24 protein-coding genes and 1 pseudogene are annotated in these 23,606 nt (G+C 59.5%); 9 read left to right on the top strand and 16 right to left on the bottom strand.

What is annotated here, in order from left to right; all coding sequences use genetic code 11:
- Nucleotides 1-309: 309 nt before the first annotated feature.
- The 3 genes from AC0Z5Z_RS25415 to AC0Z5Z_RS25425 are packed head-to-tail and all read right to left on the bottom strand — an operon-like array spanning nt 310 to nt 2,348.
- Entirely contained in the window at nt 310-1,545 is a 1,236-nt protein-coding gene (locus AC0Z5Z_RS25415) for an RNA polymerase sigma factor (protein ID WP_258707098.1), read from the bottom strand.
- Entirely contained in the window at nt 1,538-1,882 is a 345-nt protein-coding gene (locus AC0Z5Z_RS25420; RefSeq protein WP_039758054.1) for a YciI family protein, read from the bottom strand. Before AC0Z5Z_RS25420 ends, AC0Z5Z_RS25415 begins: the two co-directional genes overlap by 8 nt.
- Nucleotides 1,883-1,922: 40 nt before the next feature.
- Nucleotides 1,923-2,348, bottom strand: a complete 426-nt coding sequence (locus AC0Z5Z_RS25425) for a YybH family protein (RefSeq protein WP_056788004.1) — start codon at nt 2,346-2,348, stop codon at nt 1,923-1,925.
- Between the two features lie 142 nt (nt 2,349-2,490).
- Between AC0Z5Z_RS25425 and AC0Z5Z_RS25430 the strand changes: the two genes are divergently transcribed.
- Nucleotides 2,491-2,976, top strand: a complete 486-nt coding sequence (locus AC0Z5Z_RS25430; RefSeq protein WP_056788001.1) for a GNAT family N-acetyltransferase — start codon at nt 2,491-2,493, stop codon at nt 2,974-2,976.
- 142 nt (nt 2,977-3,118) lie between these two features.
- On the opposite strand, the gene AC0Z5Z_RS25435 is transcribed toward AC0Z5Z_RS25430, so the two are convergent.
- The 3 genes from AC0Z5Z_RS25435 to AC0Z5Z_RS25445 all read right to left on the bottom strand — a co-directional run bounded on the left by AC0Z5Z_RS25435 (nt 3,119) and on the right by AC0Z5Z_RS25445 (nt 4,913).
- Nucleotides 3,119-3,607: a GNAT family N-acetyltransferase gene (locus tag AC0Z5Z_RS25435; protein ID WP_485611798.1), complete on the bottom strand. Its 489-nt coding sequence runs from the start codon at nt 3,605-3,607 to the stop codon at nt 3,119-3,121.
- Nucleotides 3,608-3,695: 88 nt separating this feature from the next.
- The gene (locus AC0Z5Z_RS25440) at nt 3,696-4,181 is read right to left on the bottom strand and encodes a GyrI-like domain-containing protein (protein ID WP_151552947.1); all 486 of its coding nucleotides are present in this window, start codon (nt 4,179-4,181) and stop codon (nt 3,696-3,698) included.
- Nucleotides 4,182-4,250: 69 nt separating this feature from the next.
- Nucleotides 4,251-4,913, bottom strand: a complete 663-nt coding sequence (locus AC0Z5Z_RS25445; RefSeq protein WP_016773553.1) for a LysE family translocator — start codon at nt 4,911-4,913, stop codon at nt 4,251-4,253.
- A 138-nt stretch (nt 4,914-5,051) separates the two neighbouring features.
- Between AC0Z5Z_RS25445 and alaC the strand changes: the two genes are divergently transcribed.
- Nucleotides 5,052-6,269 carry an alanine transaminase gene (gene alaC / locus AC0Z5Z_RS25450; RefSeq protein ID WP_056787993.1) on the top strand — a complete coding sequence of 406 codons (1,218 nt, stop codon included), beginning with the start codon at nt 5,052-5,054 and terminating at the stop codon, nt 6,267-6,269.
- Nucleotides 6,270-6,484: 215 nt separating this feature from the next.
- Here alaC and AC0Z5Z_RS25455 read toward each other — a convergent pair whose 3' ends face one another.
- Together AC0Z5Z_RS25455 and AC0Z5Z_RS25460 are read right to left on the bottom strand one after the other, a co-directional pair.
- Nucleotides 6,485-7,837, bottom strand: coding sequence for a GntP family permease (locus AC0Z5Z_RS25455; protein WP_485611799.1), 1,353 nt, complete (start codon nt 7,835-7,837; stop codon nt 6,485-6,487).
- Nucleotides 7,838-7,919: 82 nt separating this feature from the next.
- Nucleotides 7,920-8,453, bottom strand: a complete 534-nt coding sequence (locus AC0Z5Z_RS25460; protein ID WP_485611800.1) for a gluconokinase — start codon at nt 8,451-8,453, stop codon at nt 7,920-7,922.
- 216 nt (nt 8,454-8,669) lie between these two features.
- On the opposite strand from AC0Z5Z_RS25460, the gene gntR reads away from it, so the two are divergent.
- A complete protein-coding gene (gene gntR, locus AC0Z5Z_RS25465; protein ID WP_485611801.1) occupies nt 8,670-9,701 on the top strand; it encodes an HTH-type transcriptional regulator GntR in 1,032 nt (343 codons plus the stop codon).
- 139 nt (nt 9,702-9,840) lie between these two features.
- Here the strand turns inward: gntR and AC0Z5Z_RS25470 are convergent, their stop codons facing one another.
- Nucleotides 9,841-10,713, bottom strand: coding sequence for a LysR family transcriptional regulator (locus AC0Z5Z_RS25470; protein ID WP_485611802.1), 873 nt, complete (start codon nt 10,711-10,713; stop codon nt 9,841-9,843).
- Between the two features lie 122 nt (nt 10,714-10,835).
- Between AC0Z5Z_RS25470 and AC0Z5Z_RS25475 the strand changes: the two genes are divergently transcribed.
- Entirely contained in the window at nt 10,836-11,276 is a 441-nt protein-coding gene (locus AC0Z5Z_RS25475; protein WP_041479195.1) for a PACE efflux transporter, read from the top strand.
- 125 nt (nt 11,277-11,401) lie between these two features.
- Nucleotides 11,402-12,826, top strand: coding sequence for an MFS transporter (locus AC0Z5Z_RS25480; protein ID WP_130928862.1), 1,425 nt, complete (start codon nt 11,402-11,404; stop codon nt 12,824-12,826).
- Nucleotides 12,827-12,961: 135 nt separating this feature from the next.
- Here the strand turns inward: AC0Z5Z_RS25480 and AC0Z5Z_RS25485 are convergent, their stop codons facing one another.
- Together AC0Z5Z_RS25485 and AC0Z5Z_RS25490 are read right to left on the bottom strand one after the other, a co-directional pair.
- Nucleotides 12,962-13,501, bottom strand: coding sequence for a methyl-accepting chemotaxis protein (locus tag AC0Z5Z_RS25485; protein WP_223259141.1), 540 nt, complete (start codon nt 13,499-13,501; stop codon nt 12,962-12,964).
- A gap of 6 nt (nt 13,502-13,507) precedes the next feature.
- Nucleotides 13,508-14,281: pseudogene (locus tag AC0Z5Z_RS25490) on the bottom strand (PAS domain-containing protein); the annotation flags it as partial.
- A 717-nt stretch (nt 14,282-14,998) separates the two neighbouring features.
- Between AC0Z5Z_RS25490 and AC0Z5Z_RS25495 the strand changes: the two are divergent.
- Complete coding sequence (locus AC0Z5Z_RS25495) at nt 14,999-15,421, top strand: GNAT family N-acetyltransferase (protein WP_056787980.1); 423 nt, start codon at nt 14,999-15,001, stop codon at nt 15,419-15,421.
- Between the two features lie 115 nt (nt 15,422-15,536).
- Here AC0Z5Z_RS25495 and def read toward each other — a convergent pair whose 3' ends face one another.
- From def to AC0Z5Z_RS25510, 3 genes are all read right to left on the bottom strand, one after another.
- The gene (gene def / locus AC0Z5Z_RS25500; protein ID WP_041479189.1) at nt 15,537-16,076 is read right to left on the bottom strand and encodes a peptide deformylase; all 540 of its coding nucleotides are present in this window, start codon (nt 16,074-16,076) and stop codon (nt 15,537-15,539) included.
- Nucleotides 16,073-17,029, bottom strand: coding sequence for a YihY/virulence factor BrkB family protein (locus AC0Z5Z_RS25505; RefSeq protein WP_041479188.1), 957 nt, complete (start codon nt 17,027-17,029; stop codon nt 16,073-16,075). Before AC0Z5Z_RS25505 ends, def begins: the two co-directional genes overlap by 4 nt.
- Before the next feature lie 163 nt (nt 17,030-17,192).
- Nucleotides 17,193-17,384 (bottom strand): CsbD family protein, encoded by a 192-nt coding sequence (locus AC0Z5Z_RS25510; protein ID WP_016775518.1) that lies wholly within the window; start codon nt 17,382-17,384, stop codon nt 17,193-17,195.
- Nucleotides 17,385-17,578: 194 nt separating this feature from the next.
- Between AC0Z5Z_RS25510 and AC0Z5Z_RS25515 the strand changes: the two genes are divergently transcribed.
- Nucleotides 17,579-17,956: a hypothetical protein gene (locus AC0Z5Z_RS25515; RefSeq protein ID WP_016775519.1), complete on the top strand. Its 378-nt coding sequence runs from the start codon at nt 17,579-17,581 to the stop codon at nt 17,954-17,956.
- A gap of 158 nt (nt 17,957-18,114) precedes the next feature.
- Here the strand turns inward: AC0Z5Z_RS25515 and fadD1 are convergent, their stop codons facing one another.
- Together fadD1 and fadD2 are read right to left on the bottom strand one after the other, a co-directional pair.
- Nucleotides 18,115-19,812: a long-chain-fatty-acid--CoA ligase FadD1 gene (gene fadD1, locus AC0Z5Z_RS25520; RefSeq protein ID WP_024014053.1), complete on the bottom strand. Its 1,698-nt coding sequence runs from the start codon at nt 19,810-19,812 to the stop codon at nt 18,115-18,117.
- Between the two features lie 348 nt (nt 19,813-20,160).
- The gene (fadD2, locus tag AC0Z5Z_RS25525; RefSeq protein ID WP_024014054.1) at nt 20,161-21,849 is read right to left on the bottom strand and encodes a long-chain-fatty-acid--CoA ligase FadD2; all 1,689 of its coding nucleotides are present in this window, start codon (nt 21,847-21,849) and stop codon (nt 20,161-20,163) included.
- Nucleotides 21,850-22,074: 225 nt separating this feature from the next.
- Between fadD2 and AC0Z5Z_RS25530 the strand changes: the two genes are divergently transcribed.
- Together AC0Z5Z_RS25530 and AC0Z5Z_RS25535 are read left to right on the top strand one after the other, a co-directional pair.
- Nucleotides 22,075-23,019, top strand: coding sequence for a lysophospholipase (locus AC0Z5Z_RS25530; protein WP_485611803.1), 945 nt, complete (start codon nt 22,075-22,077; stop codon nt 23,017-23,019).
- Between the two features lie 43 nt (nt 23,020-23,062).
- A complete protein-coding gene (locus AC0Z5Z_RS25535; protein WP_003227420.1) occupies nt 23,063-23,533 on the top strand; it encodes a MaoC family dehydratase in 471 nt (156 codons plus the stop codon).
- Nucleotides 23,534-23,606: the final 73 nt, after the last annotated feature.

Raw genomic sequence — 23,606 nt, forward strand, 5'->3', positions numbered from 1 at the left:
CCGACCGAAGTGTCTGGCGTTATGCATCGACCTGAAAAACCTTATCGATTATGGATTCAAGACAATTCGTTCAAGTCGGTGAATCCCTCCAATATCCCCAATCAGCCCCCTCTCCCTTTGGGAGAGGGGGCCGACCGAAGTGTCTGGCGTTATGCATCGACCTGAAAAACCTTATCGATTATGGATTCAAGACAATTCGTTCAAGTCGGTGAATCCCTCCAATATCCCCCGATCAGTCCCCTCTCCCTTTGGGAGAGGGTTAGGGTGAGGGCAATCCACAGACTGCCCACAATCGCCAGAGCGCCAAGGTCAGAGCATTTCCAGCGCCATGATCCGTCCTCGAATAAACCGCCGCTCCGGCTCCTGCCGCGTCAGCTCCAGCGCCCGCTGATACGCCGCCCGCGCCTGCTCCACTCGGCCCAATTGCCGGCAAAACTCCGCCCGCGCCGAATGCGCCAAGTGGTAATCCTGCAACTCCCCACGCGCCAAAATCCCTTCAACCAACAACAACCCGGCCAACGCTCCATCCCGTTTGGCCACCGCCACCGCGCGGTTCAGCTCGATCACCGGCGACGGCACCGCGCGCAGCAGCACGTCATACAGACCGACAATCTGCTGCCAGTCCGTTTCCGCCGCTGACGGCGCTTCCGCATGCACCGCTGCAATCGCCGCTTGCAGACAATATGGCCCGAAACGCCGCGTGCTCAGCGCGCTCTCGACCAGCGCGCAGCCTTCGGCCATCAACCCGGCATTCCACAACGAGCGATCCTGATCGTCGAGCAATACCAGTTCACCGCTCGGCGAAGTGCGCGCCGGTCGACGTGATTCGTGCAGCAGCATCAGCGCCAGCAGACCCATGACTTCCGGCTCAGGCAGCAACTCCATCAACAAGCGCCCTAGGCGAATCGCTTCGCGCGTCAGGTCCTCGCGGGTCAGCTCAGTGCCGACCGATGCCGAATAACCCTCGTTGAACACCAGATAAATCACCCGCAACACGCTGTCGAGGCGCTCGGGCAATTCGTTCAGCGTGGGTACTTGATAAGGGATTTTCGCGTCGCGGATCTTCGCTTTCGCGCGGACGATACGCTGGGCAATCGCCGCCGGCGCCGAGAGAAAAGCACGGGCGATTTCCTCGGTGGTGAGGTCGCAGACTTCGCGCAAGGTCAGCGGCACCTGCGCATCCGCCGCCAGTGCCGGGTGGCAGCAGGTGAAGATCAGCCGCAAGCGATCGTCTTCCACGTCTTCGCCACTCCAGTCAGCCTGTTCCAGCTCATCGAGTTGTGCCAGCAGCAACGGTTGCGACGCCTTGAACCGGGCGCGCCGGCGCAGCACATCGATGGCTTTGAAACGTCCGGTCGAGACCAGCCAGGTGCGCGGGTTGTCCGGCACGCCGTCGCGCTGCCAGCGCTCGACCGCGACGAAGAACGCCTCGTGCAAGGCTTCTTCGGCGAGGTCGAAATCACCGAGCAGGCGGATCAGCGTGGCCAGAATCCGCCGCGAATCCTCGCGGTAGACCTGCTCCACCCGCGCCCTGACGTCAGACATTCAACTGCCGCACCGGACGCACTTCAACGCTGCCGACCCGCGCTGCCGGAATGTTGCCGGCCACCTGAATCGCTTCGTTGAGATCCTTGGCATCGATCAGGTAAAAACCGGCCAGTTGCTCCTTGGTTTCAGCGAAAGGCCCGTCGGTGATCGACACCTTGCCGTTGCGCATGCGTACCGTGGTGGCGGTCTCTACCGATTCCAGCGCTTCAGCGGCGATCATCCGCCCGCTGCCCTGAATCGACTCGGCGTAGGCCCAGCATTCGGCGTCCTCCGGGCTGTCGGGCGAGGTGTGCAGCAGGCGTTCATCGCTGTAGACCAGGCATAGATATTTCATGGCGATCTCCTGATTCGAACGGATCAACTATGGCTGAAGATCAGGGCTGCACATCGAACAGCGTCGCGCCGCTCATCGGATCGAACGGTGCCGACCAGTGCTCGTGGGCAATCTTCCACGCCCCGCCGATTTGCCGGTAACAGGCGGTGACACGCATCCAGCAACTCTGGGTTTCGCCTTTGTCATTGGTGCCGCCGCAGTTGGCTACCCAATGGGCGAAAGCGATGTTGTCGGCACTTTCGATGGCGATTTCGTGGAACTCGAAGATGTGCGGGCCGGGGCACATTTCCATGCACTCGACCCAGTGCGCGCGGTACGCCGCTTTGCCTTTGAATTGCAGGGCCTTGATCGCATCGAACGAGACGATGTCGTCGGCGTACAGGGCCATGACTTTCTCGACGTCCTTGGCCATTACCGCTTCGCGATAGGTGTTGATCAGAGTCTGGATCTCGCTTTGTGCGCTCATGGTGTTCTCCGTGGTTTTTGTTGTGAAGACACCCTTAGTCGTTTGCCCAATGCGCGGATCGACAGGGCAAACAAAAAAATTTCGCCGACGACAATCTCGCTAGAATCCGAGGCTCACTCTTTGTAGGAAAAAGGAAATTCCCGTGTCAGCCCAACTCGTGCCTTACGACAGCCTCAGCCCTTTACAGCGTCAGCAAGTCGAGGCCATTGAAATCCACCCCGAGCAGATCAAATTCTCCGGCGACATCCACGGTGCCTTGCACACCCTGCTGTCGAAACCCGGCCCCGGCGTAAAGGGTTTTGCCCTGCTGGCGGACGACGTACCGGTAGCGTTTCTGCTGCTCAAGCGCCCGCCGGTGTTGCCCGACTGGGCCGACGAACACAGCGCCACATTGCATGCCTTGCAGGTCGATCGCCGTGCGCAGGGCATGGGTTATGGCAAGGCCTGCCTGCAAGCGCTGCCCGCTGTCGCCCGTGAAGCGTGGCCGGAAATCAAAGGACTGGAATTGTCGGTGGACGCTGATAACGAGGCGGCGATTGCGCTGTACGCCAAGCATGGCTATGTCGACAGCGGCGAGGCGTACAAGGGCCGGATCGGTTACGAGCGGCGGATGGGGCTGTTCTTCTGAGTATCCCCTGATCGTTCCCACGCTCCGCGTGGGAACGCCTCTTTGTGACGCTCTGCGTCACGCTTTTGGGACGCGGAGCGTCCCCGGCTGCATTACCACGCGGAGCGTGGGAACGATCAGGCAGTTTCGATAGGTGTTGGCTTCAGAGGGTCAGGATCATCTCGTGCCACGCCATGCCGCCGTGGTCGGACTCCGACGGTTTGATGTAAGCAAAGCCAAACCCGGCGTACACCGCAATGTGTTGCTCTTTGCACATCAGATGAATTGTCGCTTTGTCCATCCCACGCATGCGCTCGATGAATTCGCCGAGCAGGCGCTTGGCCAGGCCCTGCCCTTGGTAATCCGGGTGCACCACCACCGACATGATCACCACGTTCGGGCCTTTCGGGTCGTGGCCGATCAATTCCTTGAAGGCTTCGTCGGACATCTGCACGTCGAACGCCGCGCCGGAATTGATGAAACCGGCGACCACGCCGTCCACCTCGGCGACGATGAAGCCGTCCGGCCAAGTGGCAATGCGCGTGGCGATCTTCTCGCGGGTGGCGGCTTCGTCGCCCTCGTAGGCGATGGTTTCGATGGCGTAGCAGCGGTCGAGGTCGGCGGCGCTGACGTTGCGGATCACGGTGTTCATGGCAACTCGAGAATCTGTGGAAACAAGGCCCGCCAGCATAAAGCAGAACCACCGGGGCGGACATGCTCCGCCTCGATTGTCACGCCGCTCAGGCCTTGATCGGCAGCCAGATTTCCAGGGTGCCGGTATTGAGTTTCGGGTTGTAATCCTCGCTGTAGCGCTCGAATTCCGGGGCGTCCGCCGCTTCGTAACCGGACTGCGGCAGCCAGGTGTTCCAGATGTACTGGAAAGTGTCAGGGAGTTGCGCCAGTGACCCCTTGTGCTCGAACACCGCATATTTCTGCGGCTGGATTTCAACCCAGCGGTACTTTTCCGGCAGGTCGTCGAGCTTGTCGATCTGCACCCCGGCGATGTATTCGAAACCGCCCTCGCCGTCCGCGTTGCAGCAAACGCCGTAGGTCACTTCATTGACTTGCGCGGGGATTTTCCCCAAGTGCGGGATCAGTTTTTCCCACAACGCGGGAATGTCTTCGGTGGTCTCCTGAGTGAATCGCCCGCCGAAACCGGCAATCAGCAGAAATTGCCCGTGTTCGAAGCGAGGCTCGGCTATCTCGACGCGTTGTTGTTCATCCATGACGCGACTCCTCAGAACGGAATAGTGGATTCGGCTGGGAGTATAGAAAGCCCGACCCGTTTCGCACGTTTACAGCGAGTGCAACTGCTCGACGGCGCCCGAGCCGACAAACTCGTTGTAGCCGGAAACGATCACGTACACCGCGAAATAGCAGAAGATCGCCGCCGATGCCAGATAGGAGTAGCGCAGCAGCTTGTCGCCCAGCAGCTTGCCGCCGTGGCTTGCGGCGAAGCACAGACCGGCCGACCAGAGCAGCCCGGCGCAGAGAAAACCACCGAGAAACAGCGCCGAACTCAACGGACCACCGCCACCGGATCGGGCGATCAACGTACCGCCGACAGCAGCAAACCAGAGAATCGCACTCGGCGACGACATCGCGAGAAAGATGCCGCGAAAGAATTCCTTGCGATGGGAGTTCTGCCCCACTTCCGCCGTTTCCGCCAGCAGCGCTTCGTGGTGGATCGCCGAATAAATCATCTTCGCCGCGAAGTAGATCAGCAGCGCCGAACCGCCAATCCACAGCACCCAGCGCACGGTTTCGTATTGCAGCAAAACAGTCATGCCGGCCAAGGCCAGCACCGCGTAAATCAGGTCGCCGACGCAGGTGCCCAGGCCCAGAGCGAAGCCCTGAAAGTAGCCGCGCTGCATGGCCAGGGTGATCATCGCGATGTTGGCTACGCCGATATCCAGGCACAGCGAAAGGCTCAGCAAGAAGCCGCTGGTGAATTCCATTGACCGATTTTCCTTGAAAAAAATGTTTACAACCGCGCTGGACAGTATGCCATCACTGCCCTTATCTTCCGCCACAGGTCACCGCAGTGACCAGCGTCGCTCGGACGGTTCCGGGCGCTTACGTTATCCGAGGCAACAATGGCCGAACAAGGTTCGCCGCGCCGCTTTGCGCGCATAGATCGACTCCCCCCTTACGTTTTCAACATCACCGCCGAACTGAAGATGGCCGCTCGCCGCCGTGGTGAAGACATCATCGACCTGAGCATGGGCAATCCCGACGGCGCCACGCCGCCGCACATTGTCGAAAAACTGGTGCAGGTCGCCCAACGTGAGGACACCCACGGTTACTCGACGTCCAAGGGCATTCCACGCCTGCGCCGGGCGATTTCCAACTGGTACAAGCAGCGCTACGAAGTCGATATCGACCCGGAAAGCGAAGCCATCGTCACCATCGGCTCCAAGGAAGGCCTGGCGCATTTGATGCTCGCGACCCTGGACCAGGGCGACACGGTGCTGGTGCCGAACCCGAGCTATCCGATTCACATCTACGGTGCGGTGATTGCCGGCGCCCAGGTGCGTTCGGTGCCGCTGGTGCCGGGGGTGGATTTCTTCGATGAGCTGGAGCGCGCCATTCGCGGTTCGATCCCCAAGCCAAAAATGATGATCCTCGGCTTCCCGTCCAATCCGACCGCGCAGTGCGTGGAGCTGGACTTCTTCGAACGGGTGATCGCCCTCGCCAAGCAGTACGACGTTTTGGTCATCCACGACCTGGCTTACGCCGACATCGTCTACGACGGCTGGAAAGCGCCGTCGATCATGCAGGTGCCCGGGGCCAAGGACATTGCGGTGGAGTTTTTCACTCTGTCCAAGAGCTACAACATGGCCGGCTGGCGCATCGGTTTCATGGTTGGCAACCCGGAACTTGTCAGCGCTCTGGCGCGGATCAAGAGCTACCACGACTACGGCACCTTCACTCCGCTGCAAGTGGCGGCGATTGCTGCGCTCGAAGGTGATCAGCAATGCGTGCGCGACATCGCCGAGCAGTATCGTCAGCGTCGCAACGTGCTGGTCAAAGGCCTGCATGAGCTGGGCTGGATGGTCGAGAACCCGAAAGCGTCGATGTACGTCTGGGCGAAGATTCCCGAGGCGTATGCGCATCTGGGTTCGCTGGAGTTCGCCAAGAAACTGCTGGCCGAGGCCAAGGTCTGCGTTTCGCCGGGCGTGGGTTTTGGCGAATACGGCGATGATCACGTGCGCTTCGCCCTGATCGAAAACCAGGATCGGATTCGTCAGGCCGTGCGCGGGATTCGCGGGATGTTCCGCGCGGATGGCTTCAATCCGAAATCTCCTGCCTGACACCTGCCCCCTGTGGGAGCGAGCCTGCTCGCGAAAGCGGTCTGATCGTTCCCACGCTCTGCGTGGGAATGCCTCAATGGACGCTCTGCGTCCGCTTTGGGACGCGGAGCGTCCCGGGCTACATTCCCACGCGGAGCGTGGGAACGATCAAACCGTGAAATCAAGACACAAAAAAACCGCATCGCTGCGGTTTTTTTGTGCCTGCAAACTGCCGCTTAAACGAACAGCGACAACAGCAGGATAAAGCCCAGGCCCACCACCGACAGAATGGTTTCCATCGCGGTCCAGGTCTTGAAGGTTTCGGCCACGGTCATGTTGAAGTACTGCTTGACCAGCCAGAAACCGGCGTCGTTGACGTGGGACAGGATCAGCGAACCGGCGCCGGTGGCCAGCACCAGCAGCTCACGGTTGACGCCCGGAATCATGCCGACAACCGGCACCACAATGCCGGCGCCAGTGATGGTCGCCACAGTGGCCGAACCGGTTGCGATACGGATCACCGCCGCTACCAGCCAGGCCAGCAGGATCGGCGAAATCTGCGCGCTGACCGCCATGTGGCCGATCACGTCACCCACGCCGCTGGTCACCAGCATCTGCTTGAAGCCACCGCCCGCACCAATGATCAGAATGATCGCGGCGGTTGGCGCCAGACTCGCGTCGAGCCACTTGAGCATCTGGTTGGAACCGATGCCCTGCTTGTAGCCAAAGGTGTACAGCGACAGCAGCAACGCCAGCAGCAATGCGGAGATCGGGTGGCCGATCATGTCCATCCAGATGCGGAAGAAGTTGCCGTCCGGCAGTGCCACGTCAGCGAAGGTTTTCAGCAGCATCAGGAACACCGGCAACAGCACGGTGACCAGAGTGATGCTGAAGCTCGGCAGGTCGGCCGAATCGTTTTCGCGGGCCAGTTGATCGACCAGCTCCTGATTCGGGTGACCCGGGATGTGCTTGGCAATGAAGGTACCGAAGATCGGACCGGCAATGATGGCGGTCGGCAGTGCGACGATCAGACCGTAGAGAATGGTCTTGCCGATGTCAGCGCCGAACACGCCGATGGCCAGCAGCGGGCCTGGGTGCGGCGGTACCAGACCGTGCACCGCAGAGAGGCCGGCGAGCAGCGGGATACCGATCTTGATGATCGATACGCCAGTGCGACGCGCAACGATGAATACCAGCGGAATCAGCAGCACGAAGCCGATTTCGAAGAACAGCGGGATACCCACCAGGAACGCAGCGAACATCATCGCCCACTGCACCTTGTCCTTGCCGAAGGCGCGGATCAGGGTCTGGGCGATCTGATCGGCGCCGCCGGATTCGGCCATCATTTTGCCGAGCATGGTGCCCAGGGCGAGGATGATGCCGACGAAACCGAGCACGCCACCGAAGCCGTCCTGGAACGCCTTGATGATGGTATTGATCGGCATGCCGGAAGTCAGGCCGAGGAAGGCGGCGGCGATGGTCAGGGCAATGAACGGGTGAATCTTGAACTTGGTGATCAGGATAATCAGGCCGATTACCGTGACCACCGCATCGAGCAGCAGGAACGTCTCGTGGGACATGCCAAACATGGGGGGTGTCTCCTGGATTGTTGTTGTTATTAAAGCGGGTTGAACAGAAGTCGGGAGGACAGCGCTGTCTTTTTCAACATGCTCATATCGCCTGTTTCAGGCCGTTGGCCTGCCACCAGACGTGAGCCTGCAGGGCCAGCTCTTCGACGCTGTGAATCGAGGCATTGAGCGCCAGGGTCAGCGGCTCGCCCTTGGGCGATTCGAGCGTGGCGAACTGGCTTTCGATCAACGTCGCCGGCATGAAGTGGCCCGGGCGGTGCGATACACGCTCGGCGGCGACTTCCGGAGTCAATTCAAGAAACACGAAACCCAGGCCCGGCAAGGCACTGCGCAGACGTTCGCGATAGCTGTGTTTAAGGGCGGAGCAGGTCAACACCGGGCGCTGGCCTTGGGCATCGACGCGACGCAGTTCATCGCACAGGCTGTCGAGCCAGCCGGCGCGGTCTTCGTCGTTCAGGGGGATCCCCGCGCTCATCTTTTCGATGTTCGCGGCCGGATGGAAAGTATCGCCTTCAATGGCAGTGGCGCCGCTCAATTGGCACAGGGCCTGGCTGACGCACGTCTTGCCGCAACCGGCAACGCCCATGATGACCAGGGCGGTGATGGGATGACTCATATAACACCTCAGCGCGCAGACAGCGCTACCTTTGCTAGCTATGACTCTAGTGCACAGGCAGAAGTTGCCGACGCCTTCTTGTCGTTTTTTTGGGTTGCAGCAGGTTTGTTCCTAACGCCAAAGAGCACTGATCAGGCAGGACCGCGCTCACGCATTTGCAGCTGCATCAGGACAGCGCTACCTTAGTGCCTTGATTTTTGTTTGGCAAGCCGCCCGATGACCTCCCCCAAGAACGATAAAAATACCCGCACCACCGGCCGTCCGACCCTCAACGAAGTAGCCCGCCTGGCCGGCGTCAGCCCGATCACTGCCTCGCGTGCCTTGCGCGGGGTGAGCACGGTAGCCACCGAACTGGTGGAAAAAGTGCAGAAAGCCGCGCTCGAACTCAACTATGTGGTCAACCCCGCCGCCCGCGCACTGGCCTCGGCGCAGAGCCATTCGGTGGTGGTACTGGTGCCGTCGCTGTCCAACCTGCTGTTCATCGACACGCTGGAAGCCATTCATCGGGTGCTGACGCCCAAGGGCTTCGAAGTGCTGATCGGCAACTTCCACTATTCGCGCGATGAAGAAGAAAACCTGCTGCGCAATTACATGGCTTATCAGCCGCGCGGCTTTCTGCTGACCGGTTTTGATCGCACGGAAAGTTCGCGGCGGATGATCGAGGCCAGCAACATTCCTTGCGTGTACATGATGGAGCTGGACAGTGCTGCCGGAGTCAATTGCGTGGGTTTCTCGCAGTTGAGCGCCGGGGAAACTGCCGCCGAACATCTTCTGTCTCGTGGACGCAAGCGTCTGGCGTACATCGGCGCGCAGCTGGACCAGCGCACCTTGCTGCGCGGTGAGGGTTTCCGCAAAGCATTGCAGAAGGCAGGCCGTTACGACCCGGACCTGGAAGTGCTGACACCGCGTGCTTCGTCGGTGGGCTTGGGCGGCGAGCTGTTCCTGCAATTGCTGGCGGCGCATCCGGACGTCGATGCGATCTTCTTTGGCAACGATGACCTGGCCCAGGGTGCGCTGCTGGAAGCGTTGCGCAATGGCATCAGAATTCCCGAGCAAGTGGCGATCCTCGGTTTCAACGACTTGCCGATGTCCGAACACATGGTGCCGCGCCTGAGCAGCATCAACACCCCCCGTGAGGCGATCGGCCGGCGCGCGGCGGAGCAGATGCTCACGTTGATGGCGGGTAACAAAGTGGCGCGGCCGATGGAGGATATGGGGTTTGAGCTGAAGGTTCGCGAGAGTACCTGACCCTTCACAAATGCTGAGTTGCAACACAACCCTTGTGGGAGCGAGCCTGCTCGCGAAAGCGGTGGGTAAGTCAGCTTTGATGCAGCTGACACGAGGCCTTCGCGAGCAGGCTCGCTCCCACAGGGGATCTTTACCAAATTCAATGGCTGAGCAGGTCAACCAACGCCTGCGCACCCTTCTGCAATGGCTGGCTCTTGAGCCACACCGCGTGCACCGGCAGCACCAGGCCATTTTCGATGTTGCGAAAATTCAGCCGTTTCAAGCGTCCCGCGTCCAGCCACGGCTGCACCACCGACAGCGGAAAATTCCCCCAACCCAATCCCGCTTCAACCATTTCCATTGCCGTCTCGAGATTGTCCGTACGCCAGTAAGATTCAGCCACCAATGGCCGCGTCTCGCTGATCGGCAAGTCGCGGCTGGCGACGATGATCTGCCGCACTTGCACCAGATCTTCGAGAAACACATCCCGCCCCCGCAACAACGGACTGTCCGCCGCCAGCGTGGCGATCATGCGTTCGCTGCCGACAAACTGAAACCGCTCCAGCGCATTCACGCTCAAACCGGCGAACGCCAGACACACGCTGACCCGGCCACTGTGCAACATCGCCAGCACATCATCCTGTGGCGCAGTCAGCACTTCGATATCGAGCAACGGATGCCGCTCGGCAATCACCTTGATCGCTGCCAGCAAGCGCCGCCGATCAATGTCCGCGATCACGCCGATCGACAACCTGCTTTCCAGCCCCAGCGACAGCTCCACCGCGTGCACCTGCAACTGCTTGAGCTGCTCGGCGATCAGTCGCGCGTGCGGCACCAACGACTGCGCCATCGCCGTGGGTTGCGGCTCGCGGTGGCTGCGGTCGAACAACGGGTAACCGAGTTCCGCTTCAAGATTGGCAATGCCCATGCTCACAGCCGACGGCACCTTGCCCAACTGCCGTGCGGCAGCGGAAAACGAGCCGCGTTCGATCACCGCGAGAAACAATTCGATGCTGTCGCTGCTGAAATTCAAATGCCTCACCTATCAATAAAACTGAAAGCTACCGACTTTTTCTGTCAGGTCTATTGAAGCTATCTTTCGCCGCCTTCGCCAGCCCTGCTGGCCAACATTCGGCAAGAAAGAGGCAAATCTGCATGCAAGGCGTGAAACGCAAACTGGTCTACGTGTCGCTCTACGAAGTGATCGGCATGACCTTCTCGGCACTTGGTCTGGCACTGTTATCGGGCACATCGCCGGGCAGCACCGGGCCGCTGGCGGTGATCATCACCAGCATCGCCGTGACCTGGAACTTCATTTACACCTCGTTGTTCGAGCGCTGGGAAAGTCGCCAGATCTCGCGCACCCGTACGGTCAAACGGCGTATCGCCCACGCGGTCGGCTTTCAACTGACGCTGATCGTGTTTCTGATTCCGTTGATCGCGTGGTGGATGAACATCAGTCTGGTGCAGGCGTTCCTGCTGGATCTGGCACTGATCATTTTCATCCCGTGCTACACCTTCGTGTTCAACTGGCTGTTCGACCGGATCTTCGGTTTGCCGAACTCGGCGCTACCGGATTCTGCCGCTGCGGCATAAATCGCTAATTCGTAAGCAGATATTGCGAGAAATCAGCGGTTTGACCGGGTAAACCGCTGATATTCACAATCCATCAATTCCGATAGCAGGCTAAGCTTTTCCATCAATAAAAAATGGATCAGCTTATGACTGCTCACGCTCCCGCCGCCGCGCCCAGTGATGGCATCGACCCGGTACGCGCCGCCGAAATTTCCGCCCGCATTGATCGGCTGCCCGCTGTTGCTACCATCTGGCGTCTGGTGGCGCTGCTGTCGATCGGCGGATTTTTCGAACTCTACGATCTGTTCCAGACCGCCTACATCAGTCCCGGGCTGATTCGCGACGGCTTGTTCGCCACGGGCAAGCAAGGCGTGTTCGGTTTCTCCGATCAGGCGGCGTTCGCCTCGGCGACGTTCCTCGGCCTGTTCCTCGGCGCCAGCCTGCTCAGTCCGTTGGCGGATCGTTTCGGTCGCCGGGCAATCTTCACCTTCGCGCTGATCTGGTACACGGTGGCGACAGTGCTGATGGGGATCCAGACCTCAGCGCTGGGCATCATCGGCATGCGTTTTCTGGTCGGCATCGGCTTGGGTATCGAATTGGTGACGATCGATGCCTACCTCTCGGAACTGGTCCCTAAACGCATGCGCAGCTCGGCGTTCGCCTTTGCGTTTTTCGTGCAGTTCCTCTCGGTGCCGGCGGTGGCCTTGATGTCGTGGTGGCTGGTGCCGCAAGCGCCGTTCGGGGTGTCCGGCTGGCGTTGGGTGGTGCTGGCCAGCGCGGTGTTTGCGCTGTTTATCTGGTGGCTGCGCAAGCGTCTGCCGGAATCGCCGCGCTGGCTGGCGCAACACGGTCGGTTCGATGAGGCCAACCGGATCCTCGACCATCTCGAAGCGCGCTGCGCCAAGGATTACGGAAAAGCGCTGGATGCGCCGGAACCGGTGTCAGTCGATGTCGAAGGCAAGGGCCGTTTCGCCGATATCTGGCAGCCGCCGTACCGCCGCCGCGCGTTGATGTTGATCGTCTTCCACATCTTTCAGGCGATCGGTTTCTTCGGTTTCGGCAACTGGTTGCCGGCGCTGCTTTCGGGGCAAGGTGTGAGCGTCACCCACAGTTTGATGTACGCCTTCATCATCACCCTCGCCTACCCGCTCGGGCCGTTGCTGTTCGTGAAGTTCGCCAACCGCTTCGAAAACAAATGGCAGATCGTCGGCTCGGCCCTCGGCGCGATGACCTTCGGCACCCTGTTCGCCCTGCAGACCAGCGCGTTCGGGCTGATCTTCTGCGGGGTGATGATCACCTTCTGCAACGCCTGGCTGAGCTTCAGTTATCACTCCTATCAAAGCGAACTGTTCCCGACCAACATCCGCGCCCGCGCGGTCGGGTTCTGCTATTCGTTCAGTCGCTTGTCGACGGTGTTCAGCAGTCTGCTGATCGGCATGTTCCTGGATACTTTCGGCACGCCGGGGGTACTGGCGTTTATCGTCAGCAGCATGCTGATCGTGATGCTGACCATCGGCTGGTTCGGCCCGCGTACGCGTAATCTGGCACTGGAAAATATTGCCCATCGTTGAAGGCCAACGCAGGACTCAACTGTGGGAGCGAGCCTGCTCGCGAAGGCGTCGTGTCAGAAAGGCATGTGCTGGCTGACATAACGCTTTCGCGAGCAGGCTCGCTCCCACATTGGTTATTGGTGACGTTGAAACAGCTCAGTTCAATTGCAGGGTTTCATTGAACTGGCTGATCGCATCCACCACATGCCGCGAGCCTTGCTGGATTTCCAGGATCACCTCGCCCGCTTCGTTGGCCAGTTCCACGCCCAGCCCGGTTCGGCTCAGACTCGACTGCATGCTCGACACTGCGCTCAGCGACAGGTCGTGGTTCTTGCGCACCACGTCGACAATTTCCAGAGTGGCCTGACTGGTGCGCGCGGCGAGGCTGCGTACCTCATCGGCGACAACCGCGAAACCGCGTCCATGCTCACCGGCGCGCGCCGCTTCGATCGCGGCATTGAGTGCCAGCAGGTTGGTCTGATCGGCAATGCCGCGAATGGTCTGGACGATGGTGCCGATGATGTCCGACTGTTTGCTGACCGCATCGATGCTCACCGCCGCTTCGTTCAGATCGCGGGAAATGTCCTGAATGATCTGCACGGTCTGCTGCACGACTTGTGAGCCTTTTTGCGCGCAGGCGTCGTTTTGTACCGAGGTGCTGTGGGCCGATTCAGCAGCGTTCTGCAGAGTGGTCATTTGCCGAGTGATGTCGCTGGCAAACTTCACCACTTTGTACAGGCGGCCTTTGGCGTCGAACAGCGGGTTATACGAGGCTTCCAGATAAACCATCTGGCCGGATTTGTTCTTTCGCTCGAAACGGTGCGAGTGATATTCGCCGCGATTGAGCGAAGCCCAGAACGCCTTGTACTGCGCAGATTCGGCTTCGGCACGGTGACAGAACAGGCTGTGGTGCTGGCCGACAATTTCAGGGTGCGCGTACTGCATGGTCTGCAGGAAGTTGTCGTTGGCGCGGATGACATTGCCTTCGGGAGTGAACTCGATCACCGCCATGGAACGGCCGATCGCTGCCAGCATGGCTTCTTCTTCATGTTCTTTGTTGATGCGCGCGGTGATGTCCGCCGCAACCTTGATCACACTTCTGACCTGTTTGTCTGGCCCGAACACCGGCATGTAACTGGCTTCGAGCCAGATCTCGCGGCCGCTCTTGTTCAGGCGCAGAAAAGTGCCGCTGAGCGGTTCACCACGAGCCAGGTCGCGCCACAACTTCGCGTAGTCCTCGCTGCGATAAAAGCTTTCTTCACAGAAAATCCGATGGTGTTTGCCGCGCACTTCTTCGGCGCTGTAGCCCATGGTCTTGCAGAAGTTCTCGTTGGCGTCGAGAACGATGCCGTCCGGAGTGAACTCGATCATCGCCATCGAGCGGCTGATCGCTTCGATTTTCGCGTTGGCCTCGGTCAGCGCACAGCTGAAACGCTCGATTTCCCGCAGGTCAGCCTTGTGATGTAGGTTGAACATGGTTGTATCACCTTCCGCGCGTTCTTTTGATTTGATGAAAGTTCAGGTCTTTCAAGATCCACCACTACGTTCCACAGAACAGGCACACGCCTTCCTCCACAGGAGGAAGTTGTCAGGTAATAAATGATGATCAATCGGAGGGTCCCTGCAGCGACGCTCTGATCAAGACATCCTTTTCTTGATAGCCCGCACTCGGGCCAGCCCTAACGTGAAGAACTTCCATGTTGGTGACGCTCCTTGTTGGTTCAGTGTCGGTGCCTTGAATTGCGCACTCTGGCAGCATGAATCACGGACCAACCTGTGCCGTCGGCCTGGTGGCATGACGGTCGACATGGTTAGTTACCTGCAAAGCATAGCCATCCCGACGCCGGGCGCAAGGCCACTAGTCGGCCAGTATCTGGCACTTTTTGCACAAGAAACGGTTCAGCGCGGGAAACAGTGTGGTGAAAACGGACGTTTTCGCCAGCGAGGCGGGAGCCCGTGAACCGGGCTTCCGCATGGTTTGATCAATGGCCGAAAATATCGACCTTCTTGGCTTTCTTCTCCGCGCGTTTTTCAATCGCGGTCTTGGCCGGCTTCTTCTTCGCGGCTTTCTTTGAATCCATACCTTTGGACATGATCGGTACTCCACTCACAGGGGTGTGAGTTCAGGTATACACCTATCCCGAAGCGCGCGTTCTTTTATAATCGGCGCTTTTCGCAGCGACAGCCCGAATCATGTCCGACATCCACTACAGCCAGCTCGACGAATCGTTGTGGCCGCTGATGAACAAGTTCTACCGCAGCCACCAGTCGTCGATGAAAGCCGTGCGCGAGGCGCAGCTGTGGGTGGCAAGGCGCGGCGAGATCGTTGCGGCGCTGTGCCTGCGGCCAGTCTCGGGCGGACACTGGCTGACGGGGTTGTTTGTCGATCCGCAGTGTCGGGAACAAGGTGTAGCTGCGCAGTTGATCGCAGCGGCGGTTGCCCAGGTGGACGAGCCGGTGTGGCTGTTTTGCCATCCGGATTTGCGCGGGTTTTATGAGCGGCGTGGGTTCAGCTTCGATCCGCCGCTGCCGCAGGCGATGGCCGAGCGATTGAGCCGGTACGCGCGGAGCAAGCCGATGATTGCGATGGGGCTCAATCCCGCAGATTTACGCTGAAACCCTGTGGGAGCGAGCCTGCTCGCGAATGCGGTGTGTCAGCGCCGAATTTGGTTCTGATACTCCGCGTTCGCGAGCAGGCTCGCTCCCACAGGGGTTGATGGTGTTCTGACAATCAGTCGTCAGCGTTGGGATCAAGATCCGGGAAAAGCACTTCGGTAAAGCCGAACTTGCTGAAGTCGGTAATCCGCGACGGATACAGCCGGCCGATCAGGTGATCGCATTCATGCTGCACCACCCGTGCATGAAACCCCGAGGCCACGCGCACGATCGGCTCGCCCTTCGGATCAAAGCCTTCGTAGCGAATCTGCTGATAACGATCCACCGCGCCGCGCAGGCCCGGCACCGAAAGACAGCCTTCGAAGCCCTCTTCCATCAGCGGATTCAACGGCGTGATCAGCGGATTGATCAGGATCGTCTGCGGCACTGCTTCAGCATCCGGGTAACGCTCGCTGTGTTCGAAGCCGAAGATCACCAGTTGCAGATCGACGCCGATCTGCGGCGCCGCGAGGCCAACACCGCCGACGCTTTCCATGGTCTGGAACATGTCGTCGATCAATTGCCAGAGCTCGGCGCTGTTGAACATTTCCGGTGGCACCGGCGCGGCGATGCGCAGCAGGCGCTCGTCACCCATTTTGAGAATTTCACGAATCATGGTCGCGCTTCATCAGTGTCCGGCTTGAGCGAATGATCGCGGCCCAAGCCCGAGACGTGTTGTTTGGGGGATTCGTCGGGCTCGCCAGGGGCTTTTTCGCCCTTTTCCTTGCCTTCGGCGGACATGTGCTCGATCACCGCGTTCATCTCCGCGCCGAGCAACAGGACTGCGGAGGAAATGTAGAAATACAGCAAGAGCACGATGATCGCCCCGATGCTGCCATACATCGCGTTGTAGTTGGCGAAGGTTTTCACGTAAAAGGCAAAACCCAATGAGGCAAGGATCCACACCACCACGGCCAGCACTGAACCTGGGGTGATGAAACGGAATTCCTGTTTGACGTCGGGCATCACGTAATAGATCAGCGCCACCGCGACCATCATCAGAATCACGATCACCGGCCAGCGGGCGATCGTCCACACCGTGACGATGAAGTATTCCAGCCCCACTTGTGCGGCAATCCAGCCCATCACCTGCGGCCCGAGCACCATCAGCGCAGCAGCGATCAGCAGCATGCCGGCGATGCCGACGGTGTAGACGATCGACAGGGGAAAACGCTTCCAGATCGGCCGGCCTTCGACCACGTCGTAGGCGGCATTCATCGCGCTCATCATCAGGCGCACGCCGGCGGACGCGGTGTACAGGGCGATCACGATACCGATGGACAGCAGGCCACCCTTGGATTGCTGCAACTGGTCGATCACCGGGTTGACCTGCTCCAGCGCCTGCGGCGGCAGCACCAGTTCGGATTGCAGACGCAGCCAGGAGAAGAAATCCGGCAGGTGCAGGAAACCGATCAGGGCGATCAGGAAAAGAATGAACGGGAAAAGCGAGAACAGCATCTGGTAGGCCAGTGCCGAGGCGTAGGTCGACATTTCGTCATCGACGAACTCAGTGACCGTGCGCACCATCACCCGGTGCAGGGGCAGACCTTTCATGTCCGGAAATATCATTCGCGTCTCCTTGCGCCGCAAAAGGTTGAAGTCGTGGCGACTCAGGGGCCGTTTTTTACCTCAAGGTAGCCTACTTGGCGATCCTTCGGCGGATGACCGCAGGGTTCTGATACAAAAACGGCCATCCTTGGATGGCCGCTCGTGTGATTCGTTCAAGGCTCGCTTACGCCTTGTCGACGCCTTTTTTCACCGCGTCCTTGGCGTTGCCGACCGCTTGCTGGGCTTCGCCCTTTTTCTCTTGAACCTTGCCTTCGGCGCGCATCTTGTCGTTGTCAGTAGCTTTGCCGACGCCTTGCTTGATATTGCCGACGGCTTCGTTGGCCATGCCTTTTACTTTATCGCCTGTGCTACTCATGGTGTTTCTCCGTGAAGCATAAAGGGAAGAAAAGTCATTACGTAACGATTGACCGGTGCGCTTTGCGCCGAGTTTCATTTATTTTGCCGGCATTTCGTCGAGGCATGCAGGTTGCGCTTTATGTTTGCCGGCGTTGCCCCGAGAATGCTCAGCCTACGGGCGCTGAGCCCGGCACACCGATTCGCAGGAATGTCATGAAGCTCAATAAAACCCAGGCCATCGCCCGTCGCAACCAGGAACTGGGCGGCGCCGTGCTCGGCACCAACAACTGCCACTTCGCCGAACTGAACCGCAACCGCAATATCTGGTGGTTCGACCTGCCGGTGTCGCGCTTGGCCATCGGTCAGTACGAGTGGATTCACTTGCTGCTGCACACCCCGGCCACCGATGAGTTGCTGCACCTGAAAGTACCCACGGTGTTCCTGCGCGAAAAGCTCGAAGGCCTGGTGATTCGCAATGAAGGCAAGCGCAAGGCGGCGTTGAGCCTGGAATTGAGTGCGGACAAGGATTCGTACCTGCAGGACATGCGACCGGCGGGGACCAACGTTAACTTTGCACCGTTTCGTCAGTAACAGCTTCGCGAGCAGGCTCGCTCCCACACTCAACCGCGTTCGCCAGTTGCAACACGGTCAAATGTGGGAGCGAGCCTGCTCGCGAAGGCGGCTTCACAGTTGATACAAGTCTAAAGTCACGCACCAACAAAAAGCCCCGCATCTGCGGGGCTTTTTATTTACGCGGCAGACTTGGCCTTGATCTTCTTCAGCTCTTCATCCCGCAACTCGCGGCGCAGGATCTTGCCGACGTTGGTGGTCGGCAGTGCGTCGCGGAATTCCACCGAACGCGGCACCTTGTAGCCGGTGACGTTGGCGCGCATGTGGTCCATGACCTGCTCTTTGGTCAGGGTCACGCCCGGTTTGGCAACGATGAAAATCTTGATCGCCTCACCCGATTTCTCGTCCGGCACACCGATCGCCGCGCACTGCAACACGCCGGGCAAAGTCGCCAGCACGTCTTCCAGTTCGTTCGGATAGACGTTGAAGCCAGACACCAGAATCATGTCCTTCTTGCGATCGACGATGCGCATGTAGCCGTCCGGCTGGATCAGCGCGATGTCACCGGTTTTCAGCCAGCCGTCGCTGTCGAGCATTTCATCGGTGGCTTCCTGACGCTGCCAGTAACCCTTCATCACTTGCGGGCCTTTGACGCACAACTCGCCGATTTCGCCCAGCGGCTGTTCGACACCGGCATCGTCGATGACTTTGCACAGGGTCGACGGCACCGGAATGCCGATGGTGCCGATCTGGATGTGCTGGATCGGGTTGACCGTGGCCACCGGGCTTGTTTCGGTCATGCCGTAGCCTTCGCAGATGGCGCAACCGGTCACGGCTTTCCAGCGCTCGGCTGCGGCCAGTTGCAGGGCCATGCCGCCGGACAGGGTAACTTTCAGCGCGGAAAAATCCAGCTTGCGGAAACCTTCGTTGTTGCACAGCGCCACGAACAGCGTGTTCAGACCGACAAAACCGCTGAACTTCCACTTCGACAGTTCCTTGACCATCGCCGGCAGGTCACGCGGGTTGCTGATCAGGATGTTGTGGTTGCCGATCAGCATCATCGCCATGCAATGAAAGGTGAACGCGTAGATGTGATACAGCGGCAGCGGCGTGATCAGGATCTCGCAGCCTTCGTTGAGGTTGGAGCCCATCAGCGCCTTGCATTGCAGCATGTTGGCGACCAGGTTGCGGTGCGTCAGCATCGCGCCCTTGGCCACGCCGGTGGTGCCGCCGGTGTATTGCAGCACTGCGACATCGCCGCTGTCCGGGTTGGCTTCGGCCACTGGCTGGCCGTGGCCCTTGCTCAGGACGTCGTTGAATTTGATGGCTTTGGGCAAGTGATAGGCCGGGACCATTTTCTTCACGTACTTGATGACGCTGTTGATCAGCAGGCGCTTGATCGGCGGCAGCAGGTCGGCGACTTCGGTGACGATGACGTGCTTGACGCCGGTCTTCGGCACCACGGCTTCGGCCAGGTGCGCCATGTTCGCCAGGCACACCAGGGCTTTGGCGCCGGAGTCGTTGAATTGGTGTTCCATTTCCCGCGCGGTGTACAGCGGGTTGGTGTTGACCACGATCAGCCCGGCGCGAATGGCACCGAAGACCGCGACCGGGTACTGCAGGACGTTGGGCAGTTGCACGGCGATTCGATCGCCGGGCTGCAAGTCGGTATGCTGTTGCAGATACGCGGCAAAGGCACCGGACAGCTCGTACAGCTCACCGTAGGTGATTGTCTTGCCGAGGTTGCTGAAAGCCGGTTTGTTGGCGAAGCGTTGGCAGGATTGCTTCAACACTGCCTGAATGTTCGGATACTCGTCTGGATTGATCTCGGCTGCGATTCCAGCCGGGTACTTATCCTTCCAAAAGTCTTCGATCATGGAAGCCCACTCCTCAGCAACGCGAATTCTTCACCGCATTTGATGCGATTATTATTGGTGTGTGTTTTGTATTGGTGAATCCGGCGTTTTACAGGCCGAGAAGTCACAAAGCGCGCCGAGAGTAGCAGCTTTGCCAAGGGTCGACCAGAGCCAAAAGAGGCCCCTACAGTCATATTGATGACTCAAGACTTGCCAGCGGTCATTTTAGAGCAAAAATCCTATTACCCTGTGAAAGCCCCGTAGTCATGGGGTGTAAAAGCAAAAGATCGCAGCCTTCGGCAGCTCCTGCATTTGGAATGCGTTTCCTGTAGGAGCTGCCGAAGGCTGCGATCTTTTCGCTCCTAACCTTTATGCGATATCCCGCAACTCGCGCCGCAGAATTTTCCCTACAGGCGTCATCGGCAACGACTCACGCAACACGATGTGTTTCGGCACCTTGTAGGCCGTGAAATTCTCTTTGCAGTACGCCTTCAGCTCTTCCAGGCTGACCCCGCTCTCCCGCGCTACCACAAACAGCTTCACCGCCTCTCCCGAACGCTCGTCCGGCACGCCGATGACCGCGCAGTTGGCGACTTTCGGGTGGGCCATGACTACGTCTTCGATTTCGTTGGGGTACACGTTGAAGCCGGAGACAATGATCATGTCCTTCTTGCGATCGACGATCCGCACAAAACCGTCCGGGTCGATCACGGCGATGTCGCCGGACTTGAACCAGCCTTCGGCATCCAGCACTTCGGCGGTGGCTTCGGGTTTGTTCCAGTAGCCCTTCATGATCTGCGGGCCTTTGATGCACAGCTCGCCGCGCTCGCCCAGCGGCTGTTCGACGCCGTCATCGTTGATGATTTTCACCAGCGTACCCGGCACCGGCAGGCCGACAGTGCCCAGCCGCGACTGATCGCCGTAAGGGTTGGTGCAGGCCACTGGCGAGGTTTCGGTCAGGCCGTAGCCTTCGGTGATACGGCAACCGGTCATCTGCTCCCAGCGCTCGGCGGTGGCCTTGACCAGCGCGGTGCCGCCGGAGTTGGTCAGCTTCAGACTGGAGAAATCCAAGGTCTTGAAGTCAGGGTGATCCATCAGCGCAACGAACAAGGTGTTCAAACCCAGCAGCGCCGAGAAACGCCAGTTCTTCAGTTCCTTGATGAAGCCGGCGATGTCGCGCGGATTGGAGATCAACACGTTGTGGTTGCCGGACACCATCATGCACATGCAATTCGCAGTAAAGGCATAGATGTGGTACAGCGGCAGCGGCGCGATCATCACCTCCTGGCCCTCGCGCAATAGCGGCTGGCCGTCCGGCCCGAGCTGGGCGAGGCAGGCGCGCACCTGCTGCATGTTCGCCACCAGATTGCCGTGGGTGAGCATCGCGCCCTTGGCCAGGCCGGTGGTGCCGCCGGTGTATTGCAGCACGGCGATGTCATCGAGACCGACGTTCAGCGGTTTGATGCCCAGGCCGCGGCCCATGCGCAGCGCGCTTTTGAACGAGGTCGCTTGCGGCAGCGAATACTCGGGAACCAGTTTCTTCACTTTGCTGACCACGGTGTTGACCAGCCAGCCTTTGGCGGTGGGCATCAGGTCGCCCATCTTCGCTTCGATCAAATATTGGATGTCGGTGTCGGGCAGCACTTCCTGGACTTTTTGCCCGAACAGATTCAGGTAGACCAGTGCGCGTGCGCCGGAATCCTTGAACTGGTGGCGCATTTCCCGTGGCGTGTACAACGGGTTGGTATTGACCACGATCAGCCCGGCGCGCAGCGCGCCGAACACGGCAATCGGATAATGCAGGACGTTGGGCATCTGCACCGCAATGCGATCCCCCGGCACCAGATCGGTATGGGCCTGCAGGTAACCGGCGAACGCCGCGCTCTGGCGTTCGAGTTCGGCGTAGGTCAGGGTGATGCCCATGCTGCTGAACGCCGGGCGGTCAGCGAACTTCTTGCAGGAACGCTCAAACACTTCGATGACCGACTTGAACTCGCCCATGTCGATGTCCAGCGGTACGCCGGCCGGGCGTTTGTCATTCCAGAAATCAGGTTGCATTGTTCTTGTCCTCTTTACCTGAGCCGATCCGGGAGCCGCTTTCTGTCGTTTCTGCTTCGTCCATGGAAGGCGAAAAGCACAAAGCGGAGCTTCACGGACACTAGCAGCTATGGCCATTGAGGCAAATATGACGCAAGCCCTCATTGATCCCGTGAATCTTCCTGCCGTGGCATGAGCTGATCAGACGCGCTATACACTGTGGCGATGCTGAGCAAAGGAATCGCCATGACCCACGACACCTTCTGGCTGGACGCGAGTGACCGCAGCCGCCTGTACGTCAACCGCTGGCTACCAGCGACGCCATTGAAAGCGGTGATTCTCGTCGCCCATGGCATGGCCGAACACAGCGCTCGCTATGCGCGGCTCGCTGACACGTTTTGCGACAAAGACTATGGTGTTTACGCACCGGATCTGCGCGGCCATGGTCGCACCGCTGACAAAGGCACCCTTGGCCATTTCGCCGATGACGATGGCTGGTGCAAGGTGGTTGGCGATCTGGCCAGCCTCAACCAGCATATCGGCCAGCAACATCCCGGCGTGCCGATCATCCTGCTCGGCCACAGCATGGGCAGCTACATCGCCCAAGGCTATTTGTTGCACCACAGTGCCAGTCTGCACGGGGCGATTCTCAGTGGCTCGAATTACCAGCCAGTGGCGCTGTATCGCGCCGCCCGGCAGATTGCCCGGCTGGAAAAACTGCGTCAGGGCGGCAAGGGCCGCAGTGCGTTGATCGAGTGGCTGTCGTTCGGCTCGTTCAACAATAAATTCAAACCGGTGCGCACCCGTTTCGACTGGCTGAGCCGCGATCCGGCCGAGGTCGACAAGTACGCCGCCGACCCGTTGTGCGGCTTTCGCTGCACCAATCAGCTGTGGATCGACCTGCTCGGCGGCTTGCAGCAAATCAGCAAAGCGTCCAATCTCGCGCAGATCGATCCGGGCCTGCCGCTGCTAGTGATTGGCGGCGAATGTGATCCGGTGAGCGAGGGCAAGCGTCTGACAGATCTGGCCAATGCCTTGCGCAGGGCCGGCAGCCAGCACCTGCAACTGAAGATCTACCCGCAGGCCCGGCACGAATTGTTCAATGAAAGTAATCGCGACGAAGTGACCGCCGATGTGCTCGCCTGGATCGACCAAGCCCTGAGCCACCGGCGCCCGCAGCGCAGCGAATAATTTTTTGTGGATTGACTGAAATCCGTCACAGGAATCGAAACCGATGACCCAGGTTACCAACATCCCTTACGAAGCCCTCGAAGTCGGCCAGACCGCCAGCTACAGCAAGACTGTCGAAGAGCGCGACATTCAGCTGTTCGCCGCGATGTCAGGCGACCACAACCCGGTGCATCTGGACGCCGAGTTTGCCGCCGCCAGCATGTTCAAGGAACGCATCGCCCACGGCATGTTCAGCGGTGCGCTGATCAGTGCAGCGGTGGCCTGTGAATTGCCTGGGCCGGGCACCATTTATATCGGTCAGCAGATGAGCTTTCAGAAGCCGGTGAAGATCGGCGACACGCTGACAGTGCGTCTGGAAATTCTCGAGAAGCTGCCGAAGTTTCGTGTGCGCATTGCCACTCGCGTGTTCAATCAGCGTGATGAATTGGTAGTGGATGGTGAAGCGGAGATTCTCGCGCCACGTAAACAGCAGACGGTGACGTTGCCGACATTGCCGGCGATCAGTATCGGCTGATCAGTCGCACAAAATAAAAGTGGGAGCGAGCCTGCTCGCGAAGTGGTCGTGTCAGCAAAAGCAACATTGCATG

The sequence above is a fragment of the Pseudomonas sp. 1L-E-NC-VB-C3 genome (assembly GCF_057291535.1).